Genomic DNA, 18,356 nt, shown 5'->3' on the forward strand with positions numbered 1-18,356 from the left:
ACTTAACCCGCCGTGTAACCACCGTCGGCATGAAGGATATGCCCGGTGTAAAAATCAGATGCCCGCGACGCGAGAAACAGGAGCGGACCGGCAAGGTCTTCAGGCTCACCCAGTCGTCCTTTGGGAACACGGGTTAGGAAGCCATCGCGCACTGCTTTAGCTTCGTCGGTTTCTTCGAACATCCAAGCCGTCAAAGGCGAGCGGAATACCGTCGGCGCGATCGCGTTGACGGTAATCCCTGTTGGACCCAGCTCACATCCCAAGGCTTTGGTTATCCCGTTCACGGCAGCCTTTGATGCGCAATACGCCGTGTAACCGGCAGGGTGTCCAAGGATGCTGCGCGCAGAACTGACGAAAATTATCTTGCCATATTCGCTTTGCTTCATGTGTGCCGCCGCCGCGCGCGCCAAAAGCCAACTCTGGTTCACATTGGCGTCCATCACTGCGTCAAAGGTTTCCGGCGCCATGTCGTTGATCGGTGCAACTTTGTTCATGCCGGACGCGACAACGAGAATGTCAAGCTTACCAAAGTTGTTAACGGCTTCGTCGACCAATGCGCCACAGCACGCTTCATCAGTCGGGCGCAAATTTATTGCAACTACGGTCGCACCAAGCGCCTTACACTCTTTGGCAATCTCGTCGAGCGCTTCTTGATTGCCCGCAGCCAGAACCAGATTGCACCCGGCACCAGCCAGAACGCGCGCAGCAACCATGCCAAACGCGCCGGATGCTCCGGTGATCAGTGCGACGTTGTCTTTTACGTCAAACATCTTGAGTGGATCAGACATTCTTTTCGTCCTTAGCTTTCTGGCGGATACGGAATGACCACCAGCATTTTGCAGGTGTGGTTGGCGCGGTTCTCTATTTTGCGCACTTCGCCCGGTGCGATCGTGCAGCTATCCATGGGTCCAAGATTGGTTTCTGTGCCGTCAACGATGATGGTCATCTCGCCCTCCAGAACGACGTAGACTTTCTCGAAGGGCGTGGAGTCCGGCCCGGCACCACCGCCTGGTAAAAACTGGCTGAAGCCAATCCACTGATTTGTCGGCCCGCCTTCCTCAAACCCTTGTAAGCGCAGCCCAAGACACCCAAAATGGTTTGGTGCTTCGTAGGGTTGTGCGTCTTGAAAACGCTTCAGATGCATGTCCGTCTCCGCTCAAGGTTATTGGCGGCCACCGGCGAACCGGCGACCGGTCCGTGAGTGTTCAGAAATCTTCACCAGCCTCGATGCGGTAGGACTGGTTCTTGTCGATCATCGCCACCAGTCGGATAATGCAGCCATCGCCCCGGTCCCAGTTCCAAGGGAAGAACGCGAAGGTACAGCGCTTGCCGGTTACTGCATCGAGATCGCCGCCAACATTTTCGATACCGAGAATACCCTTGGAGAACAGCATGTTGTGCACAGGCTCCCATTCTGGGAAGTCAACGTCCCAGGGCGTTCCACCTGACCACTCAAGGTATTCCTCCTCAAGATGCGGCATGATCGGACCGTTGCGCTGCGGGCCAATGGCGGTTGCCAGCGGGTGATCGTTCGCCTGGGTATCGTGGCCGACGACTTTCACACCTTTCTCGATCATCCACTCAGCGGCGGAAGGAACGAGACCCGGGCAATAAGCAAAGTAGTCGCCATCTTCATACTGCTTGTGCCAGCCGGTGTTGATGATCAGCACATCGCCTTTGCGGATTGCGTGACCACAGGCCTTTTCCAGATCATCGCCAGTAATTTGCTCCCATTTCTTTTTAGGTACAGAAACCACCAAACCCGAGCCAAAGAAATGGGGTAACGGTACCTCATCGATGAACGGCGTTCCCTGAACGACATGCGCCGGTGCATCAATATGAGTGGTTACGTGCATCGTCGTGGTAATCGTCTGAGACAACACGCCTGACTTAGCCATATAGTGCTTTCGGTCGATCTGGACGTCCTTGAAATACGGCCAGTTGGGGCACTGAAACCCATATCTGTGGCTCAGATTGTAAAACTCAAGCCCCATGTCATTGTCGGTGTTTGCCTGAAACTCAATGCCGCGGATTTCGACCATAGGGCATATCTCCTCTGTTCGCCGGCAACGCGGCGGTGTTCGCTTTTCAATTGTCTGGGTGGCCTCCCCACCTGTCCCGCATGATGATGCACACGCACCGCATTATGGTCAACAGAAAACTCACTATACGGTTGACTTGCACCGCATTGTGGTACAACACTGTAAAAATGCCAGGCATCCGCAGCTACGATGCCAAGACAGAATGGGGTAGATAAATGTCTGAAAAAGCAGATAAAGGTGGCATTCAGGTCATTTCCAGAGCGGCCTCGATTTTGCGTGTTCTAAAAGAAAACCAATCCGGAATGAGCTTGGGTAAGATCGCCGAGCGTGTTGACCTGCCTCGCTCTACGGTACAGAGAATCACTAGCGCACTTGCTGAAGAAAAACTCGTCATAGCAGATGCAAATGGGGGTGGCTTAAGGCTCGGCCCCGAACTAAGCGCTCTCGCAGGCGCCGCGCAGTACAGCATCGTCGAACACTGCCGGCTGCTTTTGACGGAATTAACCCAAAAAACCGGGGAAACCACAGACCTCGCTGTGATGCGTGGGATTGGTATGGTTTTTCTGGATCAAGTTCCGGGCGTTTACCGTTTGACTACGGTCTCGCAAGTAGGCGAGGTTTTTCCACTGACCACCACTGCAAACGGGAAAGCTTGTCTCGCTCAGCTCGATGAAGGAGATGCAACAAAGCTCATTAAGAACGAATGGGAACGGAATGGTATCCAAAGAAACTTGGATGAGTTCCTTTCCGAACTTGATACAGTCCGCGAACAGGGCCTTGCCTATGATTTGGACGAGCATTCTGCCGGCGTATCGGCAATCGGGTTTTCTTTCGTCGACTGGGTCGGAGACCTGCACGCGATCTCAATTCCAGTGCCAACGACGCGATTTGCACGGCAAAGAGCAACCATCGAACAAGCGCTTATCGAGACATCCAAAAATATACATCAAACTTTCCAATAAGCTTTTGAAGCTGACTTGAGGCAGATTGGTGTCCCTCGACCGACCTTGTCTGGCAGCCCGCGCTTCCAACGGAAAAAATCCCTACATTGCACCCAACCAATTGCGGCTAGTTCCGCATTGTCGCGAAGGTTCGCATTCGTGTTTGATTGCAAGTTTTGCAATCATTGGATGATTGTCGACATCTTAACGAACCGAGAACATCACTGAATGGGCGTTATGTGAAGCGATCTCTGGTTGAGTAGTGGGCATTCAGTGGAATGATTGCGAAGGGCTGTCTCGCGGACAAAGCCGAATTTGGATTCTTGACCTTCGCTGACGCAGCATGTGCTCGCAGGCGCGGCATGTATTTCGCTGCACTTCTTTCGATGTCTTAAGACCGGTCGTTCGCGGGTGTCGAATTGGCCTGAACCGAAACCGCACGTTCGCTGCAAGGGTCATAAACTCGAAGACGCGGACAAAGCGGTTATTAGGGGCATTGCAAGTTGAACAGCTTTGCTGAGCCCCGATCCCATCATAGGCCTCCACAGAACTCTATTTTCTTGCCGCATTTGCTCGTCGTCCATGACCTCTTCGACCACGCGGTCCCGCAAAGCATAGCATTTCAAAAAGCGACGCAAAGGGCATCGTCCAGTAGGGCATAGTATTTCTCCAAATCAAAGTTCGACAACTTACAAGCTGCCCGAACCCGCGGCTGAAACCCACGGACCACAATCGTAAAGACCTGTAAGAAACCCGTAAGAAGTTTGGGTAAAGCGTGGAATATTGGCATGCTAGCGTCGTTGAACCCAGCAGTTCCAAAGACCAAAATGAAAAATTGCACGTCTCTATTTTCTCAGAAACTACGCTCCCATCGACTCGGCAGCGGTCGCCATGGCCGTATGACTCAAGAAGAATTGGCTTTGATGCTCAACGTAAGTGTCGACGCCGCTAGCAAATATGAGCGCTCGCTGTCGTATATCCGTGGTGACCTTGAGTACCAGCTGCAAGAAAAGCTCGGTTGGAGCTTGGAGGATGTGATTGCTTGCCGAGAGGATTGGGAGGCCGGGCGAGCACAACATTCAGGTTCTGCCTATCGTTTGTTAAACAACCAGGAAGTGATCAACGAATTCGGCGGCTCCTCATCGGCGGTAACACAAGCTGTGGCATGCATGGAGGTGGACGATGGAGATGGCTTACCCGGTGGCTTCTCGGCCGCTGATACTGTGTGGCGTGACATACAAAAATCGGGCCTTTTGTCAGGGCCCTATGTAATGCTCGGGTCGAAAATCGTTGGACACGTTGGTTTGATTTTTCCAAAATCCGATCCCGAAAAGAGTTTTTATGAACTTCTATTTGATGAAGCGTAGCTTACGCCGGATCTTCTGAAGCGCCCTTTGCTACCAGGGGATTACTTCGCGTATTGTCCAGCGATTTACGTTGCGCGTGGTCACGAGAATGCAACCCGCTTGCTCCTTGCCGGTTTTGTTACGGAGTTGGAAGAGCTTCTCGAGAGGGAGATCTTTGTCCGTGAGATTGGGGCAATCTCAGTGAACGGTCTTGGAACTCAATTGTGCGAGGACCTTGGCCTCAAGTTTCTTGGAGCTCGTCAGCGATACGCCGGTTTCGGAGTCTGGACTTTAAGTTGCTCGGGTATCGCCAATTCAATTGTTGGACGCCGAAGTACTAAACTTCGAGATGCCTATCTAAGTACACTCCTTTCAAGTTGACACTGAAAACTTCCAGTTCCGCTTTGGGATCACCTTCAAGATTAGCCGCCAGCCGCACAAAGGTCGGCTCAATGCTGTCTAAGGTCCGATACTCTGTTTTGTCATAGAAAATTCATGTGGTTGGCGAAAATCACAGATGACTGGTCTCGGTCAGCCTGCCGCAACGGCATCGCCGCGTAAGCATTGGGCCGGTGAGAGCCCACTTTGACCGATGCTGCGCAATGCCCGAATGACATCAATGCGCAGAAAGCGGGCTTTGCAAAGTTTGGCGAACAGCTCTCTTCTTACATCCAATGGTAGGTCTTTATTCTGCGGTCGCAGATCGAATTGCAGCCGTCCGCTGCAAGAGCAATGTCTTGGGCTGGGTGAGCTCACAGTCCGCGGGCGAAGCTACCCTTGAGGCTGGATACATCTAATTCAGATCTATGAACAAAACCGACCTTGTCCATAGCATGGAACAACTCTTGAGTATTCGTGGGAATTTGCCGAGACACGTTCAAACACTGGCTGCGAGACCTCAGTGTTCGTCTTTGCGGAGTGACGCAAGCGCCGTCTTTAGTATCTCTAAGCTTGCAGCGCGTTCTTCTGGTGTCATCGAGCTCGGGTCCAACAACATTTGAAAATTCGGATTTTCATATACAACTTTTTCTGCGCGCGGTCTCGATTTCTTTTGACCCAAGACGCGGTATGTCATGACAGGTTGAGCCACGCCTTTGACTTGGATAGCACCGACTTCTTCGGTCTCTATTTCGTGGTTCACGTGCGCCCAGGTTTCGTACGAGATGTAAATCTCTCCTTCCTCGGCCTGATGCTCCAACCTTGATGCTACGTTCACAGCGCCGCCGATAATGGTGTAATCCATTCGGTCGTCACTTCCAAAATTCCCAACCGTACAAAAGCCTGTATTGATACCTATACGGCATTGTAAATGTTGCCTTATTCCTTGACGGCTCCATTTTGCCCGCAACTCTGTCAACTTGTCTCGCATTGCAATTGCCATTCTCACGCATGCCATAGCATCTTCCCGCACCCCTTTAGTCTCCGGATCTCCAAAGAAGACAAGGATTGCGTCGCCGATAAACTTATCTATCGTCGCACCATGGTTCAGAGCGACTTCCGCCATTTCGGTCAGGTAGCTGTTCAGGAGTTCTGTTAAATCTTCCGATTCCATCTGATCCGTAAGCTCTGTGAAGCCGGCGACGTCCGAGAAAAACACTGTCAGCTTTTTTCGCTTACTCGCGAGTTTAACTTCTTGGCGACCGGAAAAGATCGAGTTGTAGACTTGAGGCGATAAGTATTTGGCAAGCTTTCCTGACAATGCCTCAAGCTCTTGGTTTTTTTGGGTAACTTCTTCGGCGGCGATGCGCTGTTTTTCGGCTAATGCATTCAGTTCCCGCTCGTTACGATCACTTAATCGCATCATGCGCCGTGTGGTTCTGAGCAGCTTTCTGTATTCTCCGACAAGGTTTTCAATTGATTTGCGTGTTTCATCATTCGGAAATTGTCCACTGTTTAAAGCTGCTTCCGCGACTTCCAAAGCCTCATTCTCGCGAACAAAGAGATCGTCGATAGTCATCGATCCAACAACTTTTCCAGTGTGAACTTGGCATGTTTCAGGTCTTCCCCAAACTCCTCCCCAAGTTCTTCCATGGTTTCGTCTTCGGGGTCGTGAAACCAGTAAACGTCAACACTTTTTCCCGCCTCAGCCGCGGAATCCAAAAGCTCCATGATCAACATGATGGCCTTGGCGCTGGACGAATTGAAATAGATGAGTTCAAAGTCAAAACGACATTTGGATATTGAACCATCCGACAACCAACTTTTTAAGGCATCAAACAACGGGTTGTAAAATGTCGTAACATCCTCAGGGTAGGATTCCCCAATTAGTTTGAGGTGGCCAACGTCAAAATCGAACGCCACGGCCGGGGTGCGGTTTGTTGCCGGGATATCAATTTTCTGCATTCGTACCCTCTTAAACCGTCGCTTTGAGTGCGAAGAATGCGTGCTGATCGTCAATCCGCATAAAATCAAACTCGATTGGCTTTGACGCTCGGCGCGCAATTTCAATTAACCCGATACCTGCACTATTGCTGACGGCGTCAGTTTCTGACCGGAGTTGGCCTTTGTACGCAGCCCTAAGTTCCTCACGATTCATGGCGCGTAGTTCGGAAAGTCGTTTTCGCATGTTGTCTACGTCACTCAAAAGGATCAGATTGCCCGCATGAACGACGTAGCCGTCGGCCTCGTTTCCTATGGTCACGATGCCGTAACTTATATCCAGTACCTCGGTCTCATCGTCGGCTGGTAGCCGTTCGACTGAATATCTGATGATGTTCTGCATTTGCTCTACGAAAACAGCGAAAACGCTTCGGAGAGTTTTGGTGTCGGCATCTTCAGACACTAATTTCTGCTTTAACGCATCGCCAACACCACTGAGGATACCTTCGGTTACATACCCGCTGTATGCAAAGACAACGCCTTGTCGACGCAGGTTGGCGCGTAGTTCGTAGACTTCGCTTGCAAGCATCTGTTCCCCTTGGTCATGCTTGGGTGGCACCAAGTTCAATTCACGTCTTAATATCATAAGATACACATTTATGCATTTTTAGTGTATCAATCGTGCAGGGTTGTTAGTGGGGAGGTTAATATGATTAGGCTATTGTGTGTGGTCGCCGTAGTAATATCGTCCGACCCGGCTACAGCGGCCGACATTCCAACTGAGGTTAAGGCAAAGCTCCAATCCGCCATGATTTCGCATGTCGATGGGGTCATGGTCGACGGTTCTTACACGTATCTGGACACGACCACCAACGCGTTTGAAACCGTTTACCCAGCAAATGTTCATCCCATGGTTCTTCTTGCGGGAAATGACTATTTCGTCTGCTCTGAAATGATAACCGAAGATGGCGACACCGTGACCGCAGACTTTCTAGTGCGTGAAGTTTCCGGGGACTACAAAGTTGTACAGATGATCGTCAACAATCGTGGCGCTCTTCAGGCCGCGATGAAGAACATCGGGAACTAGATGCCGGACACTATAGAGGCATTTAGTGCGTAAACTCTGGGCATTCTTGAAGCGCCGAATATTTCTGAAGCATATTCTGGCGACCCTCCTGCTCGGAGGCGTGTTAAATGCCATTGTGCTTCTTTTTTACTATGAATTCAAAAAGAAAGCTCAATCGGATCAGGTTGCCGCAGAGGTTGCAACGATTGCCAATCGTATAGCGCGCCCGTTGGCTGAATTGGTTGAAGTAGGGAATTTTGCGCAAGCAACGAGTCTGCTCGCCGTCTACTCGGGTTTTCCTTACGTTATTTGCGCTGAACAGAGGTTAGAGCGAAGCTTGGAAACACTGGTTTCCTGGCCTGCTATTGGATGCGACAAGATAAATAAATCTGGTCTAGACATCGTCGTTTCTGTTCCTACGGCCGCAGGGCCAGCCACGATGTTGGTCCGAATTGATCAGGAGATATTGAACAATGAGTTAAAGACAGAAGTAAGTGTTGTGGTCCTTCTTGGAATCCTCGGGGGATTTGCGCTCATCTTAGCAGGCGCTGCTGCATTTTTATGGCTTATCAACAGACCTCTAGGCCAAATGTTGAAAGCCATCGAAAGGTTCGAGCAATACGATGACCCTAAAATTGTCCCATACGAGTCGGAAGATGAGATTGGCAAGGTTGTTCAAAGCTATAACTCAATGCTGGACCGCGAGGTTGAACGTGTCAATGAAATCCGAGAGGCGCACCATCAGATCGTCGCAAGCGTAAATTATGCCACGCGAATTCAGCAGGGTTTGTTGCCTACGACAAGCCAGTGCGAGGACGCCTTTGCTGATTTCGCTGTCATATGGGAACCACGCGATTTGGTTGGTGGGGATATCTACTGGATCAAAACGGACGGCCCAATTACGACGCTCGCTTTAATTGATTGCACTGGACATGGCGTTCCCGGAGGCTTCATGACGATGTTGGCAATCGCTACACTCGAGCGGCTTTACTTCGAAAATGAAACGCTTAGCCCGTCGCTGGCACTGTCCAAGTTGAGCGATTTGACGCGTGCACTTCTAAATCAGGATACTGCAAACGGGACTTCCAACGACGGCATGGACGCCGCGATTTGCCAGATCGATTCAGCAAAAGGGGTGGCGACGTTTGCAGGTGCGCGTATGTCTCTTTTGGTCAAATCCAAGATCGGCATTGACCGAATCCGAGGTGATAAGCTGAGCATTGGGTATGTGGACACTCCTATTGGTCCAAAATTCTTGGAGCACGAAGTTCAAATAGATCAAATCACAGATTTTTTTGTTTCAACTGATGGGTTGATTGACCAATTAGGTGGAGAAAAACGCTTAGCTTTTGGTTTTCAAAGAATTGTATCTGTATTTGAACAGGAAAAGTGGTCGTGTTCAGAAGATCTATTGTCGGCTATTCACAGCGCTTTTCAAGATTATAGTACGAATGAAGAACGTTTGGATGACTTAACCATGATTGCTTTTCGCACTACTCGAAATACAGATTAAGGTGTGTTTGTGAGGTGCAACGCCCTCCGCTTATCCGTAAACGTTGATGTCTACTCCTGTACTATCTAAGGCTTTGTTAGGCGTTATTAAAATGAGGTGACGTCGATTTTTCCTCGCTGAACAGACGCTACAGTGGACTGACCGTTCTACAGGGCGCTTCGGTGAAATAGGTGCGGCCGCGGGATCGTCGAGATCGTCACACTGAATCCCGCCCAAAGCGACCCCGCTAAAATGTGACACTGAGACTGGTGCCTGAATTGTCCTCTGAATGTACAGTCTGCTCCGTCTCTGATTGAAAGCGTATGCGCCAACTCGCGGGAATTGCGGCACAATTCCGGATCAGAAAACACAACCGAGGTGAGACAGGTATGAGTGCCCCCGCTGGGGGTCGATCCGCATCCTGATCCGAAGATCCGCGGCCTCGTCGTCAACGCGGAGGAAGCGGAAACGGTGCGCACGATCTTCGCGCTCTACGATGAGCTCGGCTGCCTGAGTGCGGTCATGCGTCGTGCACGTGAGATCGGCCTACGCTCGAAGCGGCACCGATTCAAATCCGGGCATATCCAGGGCGGCAATCTATTCTCACGCGGCCAGATCTATGCGGTTCTTCGTAACCCGATCTACATCGGAAAGATCCGTCATAAGGCGCAGGTCTGGGAGGGGCAGCATGAGCCGATCGTAAGCGAGGCCGTTTGGGAGCGGGTCCAAGAAAAGCTGGAGGCTGCCAGTGCACGGCCGCGGGGTCGAAAGACTGCTGCCCGGCAACTCGGTGCCAGGCCTATCGCACCGCTCATAGGGAAACTCCGTGATGAAAACGGAGATCGACTAACCCCGACGCACACCCGTCGTCATGGACGGCAGATCCGATACTACGTCTCGAACCGGCTGGTCTCTGGCGGAACGGACCCGCGAGGCTGGCGATTGCCAGCGACGGCACTGGAGTAGGCTGTTGCAGACGCCACTGCAGGGCACATCGCCAAGCTGGCCCATGACTATCGGATTTGCGCAAAACCCGAACTGCAGCGCAACGATACCATCAAAGCAAAAGCACGACGACTCGCCAGTCGGCTCTCAGAGGGCGCGCCAGAGCATCTGCGGAAGATCTTGGACGATGGGCAGATCACAAAGAACGGCATTGTCTTGCGGCTGAATGCGGATGGTATAGCTGAGGCGTTGGAAATGCAACCCAATGAGATGGACCGCGCGGTTCGGACGATCGAGGCTCCCTTCGAACTACGCCGGCGCGGTGTCGAAGGAAAGATCGTCATCGGCGACTGCGAGCCTCAACCAGATCGTACGCTCCTTCGCGCTCTGTCCTCTGCGCATGATTGGGCAGCCGACTTGCGCAACGGCAGGCCCCTTGGTGAGATCGCCGCGGCGACGGGGCATGCAGAAGCCTACATTCGCAACCGTTCGCAGCTGGCGTTCCTGTCGCCCGCGATCCGGAGCGCAATCCTCGAGGGGCGCCAGCCGACGAACCTGACCCTCGAACGGATCATCCGAAAACCAGTGCCATTGGACTGGGGTGCCCAGGCCAGGTTGTACGGCTTCGAAGGCGGTCAGTGACATCCCTCATCTGGACGTGTCGTTCCCTTTTCCCCGTGGAAAATTTCCCTGATACCTGCAAAAATGTTCCCTGTTATTTTGCGTAGGGAAATCTTCCGCAACCCATTGATAATAAGCATAGATTCAGGGCGCAAAATCACCAAAATGCCCCAAATCCGAAGATTTTCCATGTTAATTCCCTGTTAGCAGGGAAATTTGGCCCTAACCGAAGCGCGTGATGGTGCCTCCAGAGACACTGCGCCTAAATCGGGCCAGCTCACGGTATTACGGTCGTCTCTCTGGCAGATGGCATAGCTCAAGCGCCCGAAAAAACGAGACAAAACAGGGAAATTAGGAATTTGCTGACAGAGATAGGGGTGGGTGGCGGGGAGACAGGGATTCGAACCCTGGGAACGCTCTCACGTTCAACGGTTTTCAAGACCGCCGCATTCGACCACTCTGCCACCTCCCCGCTTGGGGCTCGGGTCTAAGGCCCCTGCGCGGCAGAGGCAAGACATAAATCGGGAAATCTTGCCGAAGTCCAAGCTGCGTCTTTCCATAAGACCAAGGGCAGGTTATGATTCGGGCAGAGGACCGCTAGAGACTGGCAAAAGAACCAGCTTAATCGCGGAGAGGCGCAGCCATAAGGCCTTGTCAGGCAAGGGAAAATGCAATGAAGCGAGCGATTGGCACACGCTTTGGATCGCATCAGCTGTTGGCATTGGCCGCAGCTTTGGTTCTGGCTGGATGCGAAGAAGGTTTTATTCCTGCGATCGCAACACCAGAAGAAGCGGAAAGCGAAACGGTTGAAAATGACGATGCGGTCGAGCTGTTTCCGCAAGCTGCCAATGGCGAACAGCGCGACGTTGAAGCGCCTGAGGTATTCCAGATAACCGAGGCCGGGCTTTGGGACGGTCGTCCGTCGCTGGGCGGTATCTGGGTCGCGCACCCGGATGTGGCGCAACCCGAACGCGTCAGGATTGTGAACACCACCAACAACAAATCGGTCACCGGGGCTCTTTTCCGGCGTGAGCGGAACCTGCCCGGACCGGCCCTGCAGGTCTCGTCTGCGGCAGCGGAAGAGCTGGGCCTTCTGGCAGGTGCCCCAACACGGGTCGAGGTTGTGGCGCTGAGGCGAGAAGCGATCACGCCGACCCCACCCCCAGCGGAACCCGAGGCGGACACGACCGAACTTGCAAGCGCCGAGACCGACACCGCGGTTGACGATACCTCTGCCGACGACGGCGCAGAAACTCCCCCAAAACGCAAATGGTGGCAAAAGAAACCTGTAGACGACGCGAGTGGGGCGGTGGCTGGAGCCGCTGTTGCCGGGGCCGCTGCTGGGGCGGCAATCGCTTCGGACTCAGAGGATGAAAGCCTGCCGGAAGCTACGGAGTCTTCGGATACCGAAAACACTGAAAGCGCCGCGCAGGATGCCGAGGAAAAGCCGAAGAAACGCAAGTGGTGGCAGAAAAAACCTGCCGAAGACACCGCGACCGGCGCTGTTGTTGCCGGAGCGGCAACAGGAGCGGCGATAGCAGCCGAGGCAGGTGCATCGGCGGCATCGGATGCAGCAGAAGCCGAAGCTGACGTGGCCGTTGAAACAGCCGCTTTGACGGATCCGGTTGTCACCGCGCCGGACGAGGCTCCGAAAAAACGCAAGTGGTGGCAGAAGAAAGATCCTCAGGAGATCACCGAAACACCGCTGGATCCTATCGCTGGCGCTGCCGCAGCCATTGACGCGGCCGAGCCCACAGCGACCGAAGCCGCGGCAGCAGCGGCTGGCACCTCGGCTGCTGTTTCGAACTTGTCGCAGCCTTATGTGCAGGTCGGCACCTTCTCGGTTCAGTCCAACGCCAACAGTGCCGCCGAAAAGATCCGCCGCAACGGCATGTCCGCCGAAGTGCGGGAGTTGAAGACGGACGAAAACACAATCTGGCGCGTCTTGGTTGGCCCGGCAAAAACACGGGCCGAGCGCAGAGCCATCCTTTCAGACGTTAAGGATCTGGGCTTTACCGACGCGTTCACGGCGAAAAACTGACATTCAGGAGGACTATGATGCTTTCTGTACTGCGATCGACATCCCTGGTGGTGGGGCTGACGCTGATGGCGCTGCCCTCTCACGCCTTCGACACACAGGCGCGCGCCGCTTATGTGATGGACCAGAAAACAGGGACGGTACTGCTGTCGAAAGACGCCGACGAGCCTTTGCCACCTGCGTCGATGTCCAAGCTCATGACGCTTTACGTCGCGTTCGAAGCCCTTCGGGATGGCCGCCTGACCTTGGACGAGACATTGCCAGTGTCCGAACATGCCATGAGTTATGGCGGCTCGACCATGTTCCTGAACACCCAGGATCGGGTGACGGTCGAGGACCTGTTGCGCGGAATCATTGTGTTGTCGGGAAATGATGCCTGCGTTGTCATTGCCGAAGCGCTGAGCCCTGACGGGACCGAGGCCGGGTTTGCCAGATACATGACCCAGCGCGCCGAGCAGATGGGCATGACACGCTCGAACTTCACCAACTCGAACGGATGGCCATCAGCCGGGCATCGCATGTCAGTGCATGATCTGGCGGTGCTTGCGGATCGGCTAATCTCGGATTTCCCCGAATTTTACCCGCTGTTTGCAGAAGAAGAGTTCGAGTTTGATGGTCGTGCGCCGTCAAACTCGCGAAACCGCAACCCCCTGCTGAGATTGGGTATCGGCGCAGATGGGCTGAAGACCGGCCACACCCAAGAGGCAGGATACGGCCTTGTCGGGTCCGCAAAACAGGGCGACCGCAGGGTCATCTTTGTCCTCACAGGCCTCGACACAACCGCCCGCCGCGCAGAGGAGGCTGAGGCCGTGGTTAACTGGTCGTTTCGCAATTTTGTCGAGAGGACAGTTGCCGACGCGGACCGACCGATAGCACAAGCCAAGGTTTGGATGGGGGCAGAAAAAACTGTAGGTCTGGTGCCGCAAGAAGACCTGACCGTACTTTTCCCGATCCTGGGAGATAAGGATATTCAGGCCGAAGTCGTCTATGACGGGCCAGTCAATGCACCCATCCAGAAAGGTCAGCAGCTTGCTGAACTTGTGATCAAACCCGAAGGTCTGCCAGAAATACGCCGGCCATTGGTGGCCGCCAATGCTGTTGCCGAAGGTGGATTTGTCGTACGCATGCTGACCGTGGGCGGCATTGTTTTGAAAGATGTCGTCAAGAACAACCCGCTGGGGTCGCTTTGACACAGCAAGGACTGTTTCTGACATTCGAAGGCATTGACGGCTCGGGCAAATCGACCCAGGCCCGCATGTTGGCCGATCACCTGCGAAATGCAGGCCATGAGGTCGTTCTGACCCGCGAGCCTGGTGGGTCCCCCGGGGCCGAAGAAATCCGCAACCTGGTGTTGCAGGGTGATCCTGATCGCTGGTCGGCCGAGACCGAATTGCTGCTGTTCACCGCCGCCCGTCGCGATCATCTGGAACGCACCATCGAACCCGCCCTGGCAGAAGGAAAGGTGGTGATATGCGACCGCTTTGCCGACAGCACCCGGATGTATCAGGGGCTTTCACGTGGCAATCTGCGAGCTGCCGTTGACCAACTGCACACGCTGATGATCGGGCGAGAGCCTGACATGACACTTTTGATCGACATGGACCCCAATACCGGCCTGTCGCGCGCCAAAGGGCGTCAGGGAGTCGAAGAGCGATTTGAAGACTTTGGCCCCGATCTGCAGCGCCGTATGCGTGCGGGGTTTCTGGATCTGGCCAAAGAGTTCCCCAAGCGCTTTCGTGTCATCGACGGCAATCGGGACGTGGACTCTGTGGCTCAGGATGTGACAGATATCGTTGGGACAGCCCTGCGTTAGACGAAACATGAGCGACGACACTCCTGCACCAGATCAGGCGCCCGGTGCGCCACATCCGCGCGAGACTATGCGCCTGTTTGGTCAGGACGCAGCTGAGCGGGCGTTTCTTGAGGCCTATACCTCTGACCGGCTGCACCATGGCTGGCTGCTGACCGGCCCCCATGGGGTGGGTAAGGCGACGCTCGCCTGGCGCATCGCACGGTTTTTGCTGGCCACGCCCCCCATGGATGACGGCGGGCTGTTTGGGGCACCGCCCCCACCTGAGACGCTTGAGATTGACCCCGACCATCCCGTTGCCCATCGCATTCTGGCCAGCGCGGAACCGGGACTGGCTGCAATCACGCGCTCGGTGAACGATCAGGGCCGTTTGCGCAACGAAATCGTGGTGGATGATATCCGCAAGCTGGGCAAATTCTTCGGCTTGTCCTCGGCGGATGGCGGGCGGCGTGTTGTGATCGTGGATGCAGCCGATGAGATGAATGTAAGCGCGGCAAACGCGCTGCTGAAGATGCTTGAAGAGCCACCGGCCCGCACCACGCTGCTGCTGATCTCGCACCAACCCTCCCGGCTGTTGCCCACGATCCGATCACGTTGTCGCAGCTTGCGCCTGTCCCCGCTGGGCCCAGACGATATGAATGCGGCACTGGCCCAGACCGGGGCCGAGCTGCCCCAGAATACGGATCACCTGGCCGCCCTGGCTGCAGGTTCGGTTGGCGATGCGGTGCGGCTGGTCAATCTGGGTGGGCTTGAGATTTATGCAGAGCTGATCGCCATTTTGGGCACCCTGCCCCGGATGGACCGCCAGCGCGCCTTGGCCCTGGCCGAAGCCGCTGCCCAGCGCGGTGCGGCTGAACGGTTCGAACTGCTGCTGACCCTGATCGACATCGCTCTGTCTCGGCTTGCGATCACTGGCGCCTGCGGCCTGCCGCCTCAGCCAGAAGCCGCCCAAAACGAGGCGGAAATCCTGACCCGCCTTTCGGCCACTCCGCAACAGGCCCGCCACTGGGCCGAAGTGGCCGCCACGATCACAGCCCGCGCGCGACATGGTCAGGCGGTGAACCTTGACCCTGCCGCTCTGGTCCTAGATACGGTGTTCAAGATTCAGGAAACCGCTGGTCAAAGCAGATGAGCATCACACCGGAAATCACTGACAGCCATTGCCATCTGGATTTCCCGGATTTTGATGGGCAGTTGGATCAGATCATCGCCAACGCCGCTGATGCAGGCGTGACCCGCATGGTCACCATCTGCACCAAACTGCGCAACGAACCCGCAATTCGCGCCATCGCCGAAGCGTATGCCCCCGTCTTCTACGCCGCCGGCACGCACCCGATGAGCGCGGCGGACGAGCCCATGGCAACCGTCGAAGAATTGGTCGCGATGTCCCAGCATCCGAAATTCGTAGGCATTGGCGAAACCGGGCTGGACTATCACTACACCGCCGAGAGCGCCGATGTGCAAAAGCAATCGTTGCGCATTCATATCGAGGCCGCACAACGCACCGGGCTGCCATTGATCATCCACGCCCGTGCCGCAGATGAAGACATGGCGCGCATTCTGACCGAAGAGTATTGCAATGCGCCCTATGGTTGCGTCATGCACTGCTTTTCATCTTCGTCCGAACTGGCCCGCGCCGCCTTGGAGCTTGGGTTCTACCTGTCCATGTCGGGCATCGCAGCATTCCCCAAAAGCCAGGAGCTGCGGGATATTTTCGCCGCCGCACCGATCGACCGTATTCTGGTAGAAACCGACGCGCCGTATCTGGCACCGCCCCCACATCGGGGCAAACGTAATGAGCCTGCCTATACCGCCCATACCGCGCGCAAGGGGGCAGAGGTATTCGGCATGAACTATGCCGATTTCGCCGCGCAGACTCAGGCAAATTTTGATCGCTTGTTCACGAAAGCCGCATCCTTTCAGGCCGCTGCATGACCGGATTGCGCTGTACCATCCTAGGCTGCGGTTCCTCGGGTGGCGTACCCCGTTTGGGTGGGCATTGGGGTGAATGCGATCCCGGCAACCCCAAGAACACCCGACGCCGCTGCTCGATGCTGGTGGAACGCGACGGGCCCGATGGAACCACATCGGTGCTGATCGACACCTCGCCCGATATGCGCAGCCAGTTGCTGGATACCGATACCGGACGATTGGACGGCGTAGTGTTCACCCACGCGCACGCTGATCACACCAACGGGATCGACGATCTGCGCATGATCGTGTTCAACATGAAGTCCCGCGTGCCGGTGTGGGCCGACGGTGACACACAAAACGCGCTGCTGGGCCGGTTTGGATATGCGTTCGTGCAACCCGAAGGCTCACCCTACCCGCCGATCCTTGACCTGAAAACAATTGATGGCCCGTTCGAGATTGACGGCCCCGGCGGTCCAATCCCGTTCCATCCCTTCCGCGTTGAGCACGGATCGATTGACTCGCTGGGCTTTCGCATGGGCAACCTGGCGTATTTGCCAGATGTCTCGGAAATCTATGATGCGGCCTGGGCCGATCTTGAAGGGTTGGACTGTCTTATCATCGACGCCCTGCGCCGAACCCCGCACCCGACCCATGCGCATCTGGACAAAACCCTCGGCTGGATCGACCGCTTGTCACCCAAACGTGCGGTTCTGACCAATATGCATATCGATTTGGATTATGACACGGTGGCTGCGGAAACACCGGATCACATCACACCTGCCTATGATGGTATGGTTATCTTGCAAGATCTCTAAGGGTCAGCGACATGCAGCAAAATCAAGAATGCTGAGCAGATGCTGCAAAGCCTGATCGACGTCATCCTCCCCGTCTTCTTCGTGATCGGCGCCGGGTACGCCGCCACGCGCTTTGGATATTTCAAAGAAATTCATGTCGATGGGTTGATGCAATTCACCCAAGGCTTCGCGATTCCCTGTCTGTTGTTCCTGGCCATCTCGAACCTTGACCTGAGCGCAAGCTTTGATCCGCGTCTGTTGGGCAGCTTTTATGGTGCAGCCGGTCTGTGCTTTGCTGCAGGTCTTTTCGGAGCGCGCATAATCTTTGGCCGCGATTGGGAAGACAGCGTTGCAATCGGGTTCTGCTGCCTCTTCTCGAACTCGGTCCTGTTGGGTCTGCCGATCACCGAACGCGCATATGGCCCCGAAAACCTGACAGGAAACTACGCGATCATCGCCATTCACTCGCCCTTTTGTTACGGACTTGGCATCACGGTGATGGAGGTCGTCCGAAACCGGGGGCGCGGCGGAATGCAGACAGTGCGGTCGGTCTTGTCTGCCATGTTCAAGAATGCACTGATCCTGGGGATCGCACTGGGATTTGCCGTGAACCTTTCGGGGATCGTGATTCCCAGCGTTCTGGACGACGCCTTGCGCATGATCACCCTGGCGGCACTGCCAGCGGCACTCTTTGCCCTGGGCGGTGTCTTGGTGAAATACCGGCCCGAAGGAGACTTGCGCACGATCCTGTACGTTTGTGCCATCTCGCTACTGATCCACCCCAGCTTGGTCTGGATGTTCGGCAGTGCATCGGACCTGCCGCAAGATATCTTCCGCTCGGGCATCATAACGGCCGCCATGGCGCCTGGTGTGAATTCCTATGTCTTTGCCAATATGTACGGGCGTGCCAAACGCGTAGCGGCCTCGTCAGTTCTGATCGGAACTGCGGGCTCGATCCTCACCGTCTGGATGTGGCTTACCCTGCTGGGGTAGCAAAGAGTTTGACATCGCTCGAGTTTATCACATCT

Annotated in this window: 20 protein-coding genes and 1 tRNA gene; 13 read left to right on the plus strand and 8 right to left on the minus strand. The window is 54.9% G+C overall.

Annotation, left to right across the window (positions count from 1 at the left end; all coding sequences use genetic code 11):
- Positions 1–2: 2 nt before the first annotated feature.
- The 3 genes from GOW40_RS04445 to GOW40_RS04455 all read right to left on the minus strand — a co-directional run bounded on the left by GOW40_RS04445 (position 3) and on the right by GOW40_RS04455 (position 2,042).
- Positions 3–788, minus strand: coding sequence for an SDR family NAD(P)-dependent oxidoreductase (locus GOW40_RS04445; RefSeq protein WP_171128230.1), 786 nt, complete (start codon positions 786–788; stop codon positions 3–5).
- Positions 789–799: 11 nt separating this feature from the next.
- Positions 800–1,144 carry a cupin domain-containing protein gene (locus GOW40_RS04450; protein ID WP_171128228.1) on the minus strand — a complete coding sequence of 115 codons (345 nt, stop codon included), beginning with the start codon at positions 1,142–1,144 and terminating at the stop codon, positions 800–802.
- A gap of 61 nt (positions 1,145–1,205) precedes the next feature.
- Positions 1,206–2,042 carry a cyclase family protein gene (locus GOW40_RS04455; protein WP_171128226.1) on the minus strand — a complete coding sequence of 279 codons (837 nt, stop codon included), beginning with the start codon at positions 2,040–2,042 and terminating at the stop codon, positions 1,206–1,208.
- Positions 2,043–2,257: 215 nt separating this feature from the next.
- Between GOW40_RS04455 and GOW40_RS04460 the strand changes: the two genes are divergently transcribed.
- Together GOW40_RS04460 and GOW40_RS04465 are read left to right on the plus strand one after the other, a co-directional pair.
- Positions 2,258–3,004: an IclR family transcriptional regulator gene (locus tag GOW40_RS04460; RefSeq protein ID WP_171128224.1), complete on the plus strand. Its 747-nt coding sequence runs from the start codon at positions 2,258–2,260 to the stop codon at positions 3,002–3,004.
- 878 nt (positions 3,005–3,882) lie between these two features.
- Positions 3,883–4,350, plus strand: a complete 468-nt coding sequence (locus tag GOW40_RS04465) for a helix-turn-helix transcriptional regulator (protein ID WP_171230881.1) — start codon at positions 3,883–3,885, stop codon at positions 4,348–4,350.
- An 877-nt stretch (positions 4,351–5,227) separates the two neighbouring features.
- Here the strand turns inward: GOW40_RS04465 and GOW40_RS04470 are convergent.
- The 3 genes from GOW40_RS04470 to GOW40_RS04480 are packed head-to-tail and all read right to left on the minus strand — an operon-like array spanning position 5,228 to position 7,237.
- On the minus strand, positions 5,228–6,286 hold the full coding sequence (locus GOW40_RS04470) for an adenylate/guanylate cyclase domain-containing protein (RefSeq protein ID WP_171128220.1): 1,059 nt from the start codon (positions 6,284–6,286) through the stop codon (positions 5,228–5,230).
- Complete coding sequence (locus GOW40_RS04475) at positions 6,283–6,672, minus strand: DUF1987 domain-containing protein (RefSeq protein WP_058276474.1); 390 nt, start codon at positions 6,670–6,672, stop codon at positions 6,283–6,285. Before GOW40_RS04475 ends, GOW40_RS04470 begins: the two co-directional genes overlap by 4 nt.
- A 10-nt stretch (positions 6,673–6,682) precedes the next feature.
- The gene (locus GOW40_RS04480; RefSeq protein WP_109313324.1) at positions 6,683–7,237 is read right to left on the minus strand and encodes a SiaB family protein kinase; all 555 of its coding nucleotides are present in this window, start codon (positions 7,235–7,237) and stop codon (positions 6,683–6,685) included.
- Positions 7,238–7,357: 120 nt separating this feature from the next.
- Between GOW40_RS04480 and GOW40_RS04485 the strand changes: the two genes are divergently transcribed.
- From GOW40_RS04485 to GOW40_RS04500, 4 genes are all read left to right on the plus strand, one after another.
- Positions 7,358–7,735 (plus strand): hypothetical protein, encoded by a 378-nt coding sequence (locus GOW40_RS04485; protein ID WP_145974863.1) that lies wholly within the window; start codon positions 7,358–7,360, stop codon positions 7,733–7,735.
- Between the two features lie 25 nt (positions 7,736–7,760).
- The gene (locus tag GOW40_RS22145) at positions 7,761–9,227 is read left to right on the plus strand and encodes a SpoIIE family protein phosphatase (protein ID WP_171128218.1); all 1,467 of its coding nucleotides are present in this window, start codon (positions 7,761–7,763) and stop codon (positions 9,225–9,227) included.
- 372 nt (positions 9,228–9,599) lie between these two features.
- Positions 9,600–10,172 carry a recombinase family protein gene (locus GOW40_RS04495; RefSeq protein WP_171128216.1) on the plus strand — a complete coding sequence of 191 codons (573 nt, stop codon included), beginning with the start codon at positions 9,600–9,602 and terminating at the stop codon, positions 10,170–10,172.
- Positions 10,173–10,331: 159 nt separating this feature from the next.
- Positions 10,332–10,793, plus strand: a complete 462-nt coding sequence (locus GOW40_RS04500) for a hypothetical protein (protein WP_171136548.1) — start codon at positions 10,332–10,334, stop codon at positions 10,791–10,793.
- 361 nt (positions 10,794–11,154) lie between these two features.
- On the opposite strand, the gene GOW40_RS04505 is transcribed toward GOW40_RS04500, so the two are convergent.
- Positions 11,155–11,244 (minus strand) — tRNA-Ser (locus GOW40_RS04505).
- A 201-nt stretch (positions 11,245–11,445) separates the two neighbouring features.
- Between GOW40_RS04505 and GOW40_RS04510 the strand changes: the two genes are divergently transcribed.
- Genes GOW40_RS04510 through GOW40_RS04535 form a run of 6 tightly spaced genes read left to right on the plus strand, consistent with a single transcriptional unit; the run spans position 11,446 to position 17,349 of the window.
- A complete protein-coding gene (locus GOW40_RS04510; protein WP_254444260.1) occupies positions 11,446–12,813 on the plus strand; it encodes an SPOR domain-containing protein in 1,368 nt (455 codons plus the stop codon).
- Between the two features lie 17 nt (positions 12,814–12,830).
- Positions 12,831–14,000: a D-alanyl-D-alanine carboxypeptidase family protein gene (locus tag GOW40_RS04515; protein ID WP_171128212.1), complete on the plus strand. Its 1,170-nt coding sequence runs from the start codon at positions 12,831–12,833 to the stop codon at positions 13,998–14,000.
- Positions 13,997–14,623 carry a dTMP kinase gene (gene tmk, locus GOW40_RS04520; protein ID WP_171128210.1) on the plus strand — a complete coding sequence of 209 codons (627 nt, stop codon included), beginning with the start codon at positions 13,997–13,999 and terminating at the stop codon, positions 14,621–14,623. The genes GOW40_RS04515 and tmk overlap by 4 nt, the downstream gene beginning before the upstream one ends.
- Before the next feature lie 7 nt (positions 14,624–14,630).
- Positions 14,631–15,752 carry a DNA polymerase III subunit delta' gene (locus tag GOW40_RS04525; protein ID WP_171128208.1) on the plus strand — a complete coding sequence of 374 codons (1,122 nt, stop codon included), beginning with the start codon at positions 14,631–14,633 and terminating at the stop codon, positions 15,750–15,752.
- Positions 15,749–16,555 (plus strand): TatD family hydrolase, encoded by an 807-nt coding sequence (locus GOW40_RS04530; protein WP_171128206.1) that lies wholly within the window; start codon positions 15,749–15,751, stop codon positions 16,553–16,555. The genes GOW40_RS04525 and GOW40_RS04530 overlap by 4 nt, the downstream gene beginning before the upstream one ends.
- Entirely contained in the window at positions 16,552–17,349 is a 798-nt protein-coding gene (locus tag GOW40_RS04535) for an MBL fold metallo-hydrolase (protein WP_171128204.1), read from the plus strand. The genes GOW40_RS04530 and GOW40_RS04535 overlap by 4 nt, the downstream gene beginning before the upstream one ends.
- A gap of 3 nt (positions 17,350–17,352) precedes the next feature.
- Here GOW40_RS04535 and GOW40_RS22430 read toward each other — a convergent pair whose 3' ends face one another.
- A complete protein-coding gene (locus GOW40_RS22430; protein ID WP_371731818.1) occupies positions 17,353–17,484 on the minus strand; it encodes a hypothetical protein in 132 nt (43 codons plus the stop codon).
- On the opposite strand from GOW40_RS22430, the gene GOW40_RS04540 reads away from it, so the two are divergent.
- Positions 17,431–18,321, plus strand: a complete 891-nt coding sequence (locus GOW40_RS04540; RefSeq protein ID WP_371731814.1) for an AEC family transporter — start codon at positions 17,431–17,433, stop codon at positions 18,319–18,321. The genes GOW40_RS22430 and GOW40_RS04540 overlap by 54 nt on opposite strands.
- Positions 18,322–18,356: the final 35 nt, after the last annotated feature.

It is taken from the genome of Ruegeria sp. HKCCA6707, assembly GCF_013033515.1.
Taxonomy (GTDB): Bacteria; Pseudomonadota; Alphaproteobacteria; order Rhodobacterales; family Rhodobacteraceae; genus Ruegeria.

Bases quoted from the DNA above. Each gene is read 5' to 3' on its own strand.
- GOW40_RS04445 (WP_171128230.1), bottom strand. From the start codon at position 788: ATGTCTGATCCACTCAAGATGTTTGACGTAAAAGACAACGTCGCACTG.
- GOW40_RS04450 (WP_171128228.1), bottom strand. From the start codon at position 1,144: ATGCATCTGAAGCGTTTTCAAGACGCACAACCCTACGAAGCACCAAAC.
- GOW40_RS04455 (WP_171128226.1), bottom strand. From the start codon at position 2,042: ATGGTCGAAATCCGCGGCATTGAGTTTCAGGCAAACACCGACAATGAC.
- GOW40_RS04460 (WP_171128224.1), top strand. From the start codon at position 2,258: ATGTCTGAAAAAGCAGATAAAGGTGGCATTCAGGTCATTTCCAGAGCG.
- GOW40_RS04465 (WP_171230881.1), top strand. From the start codon at position 3,883: ATGACTCAAGAAGAATTGGCTTTGATGCTCAACGTAAGTGTCGACGCC.
- GOW40_RS04470 (WP_171128220.1), bottom strand. From the start codon at position 6,286: ATGACTATCGACGATCTCTTTGTTCGCGAGAATGAGGCTTTGGAAGTC.
- GOW40_RS04475 (WP_058276474.1), bottom strand. From the start codon at position 6,672: ATGCAGAAAATTGATATCCCGGCAACAAACCGCACCCCGGCCGTGGCG.
- GOW40_RS04480 (WP_109313324.1), bottom strand. From the start codon at position 7,237: ATGCTTGCAAGCGAAGTCTACGAACTACGCGCCAACCTGCGTCGACAA.
- GOW40_RS04485 (WP_145974863.1), top strand. From the start codon at position 7,358: ATGATTAGGCTATTGTGTGTGGTCGCCGTAGTAATATCGTCCGACCCG.
- GOW40_RS04510 (WP_254444260.1), top strand. From the start codon at position 11,446: ATGAAGCGAGCGATTGGCACACGCTTTGGATCGCATCAGCTGTTGGCA.
- GOW40_RS04515 (WP_171128212.1), top strand. From the start codon at position 12,831: ATGCTTTCTGTACTGCGATCGACATCCCTGGTGGTGGGGCTGACGCTG.
- GOW40_RS04525 (WP_171128208.1), top strand. From the start codon at position 14,631: ATGAGCGACGACACTCCTGCACCAGATCAGGCGCCCGGTGCGCCACAT.
- GOW40_RS04530 (WP_171128206.1), top strand. From the start codon at position 15,749: ATGAGCATCACACCGGAAATCACTGACAGCCATTGCCATCTGGATTTC.
- GOW40_RS04535 (WP_171128204.1), top strand. From the start codon at position 16,552: ATGACCGGATTGCGCTGTACCATCCTAGGCTGCGGTTCCTCGGGTGGC.
- GOW40_RS22430 (WP_371731818.1), bottom strand. From the start codon at position 17,484: ATGAATTTCTTTGAAATATCCAAAGCGCGTGGCGGCGTACCCGGCGCC.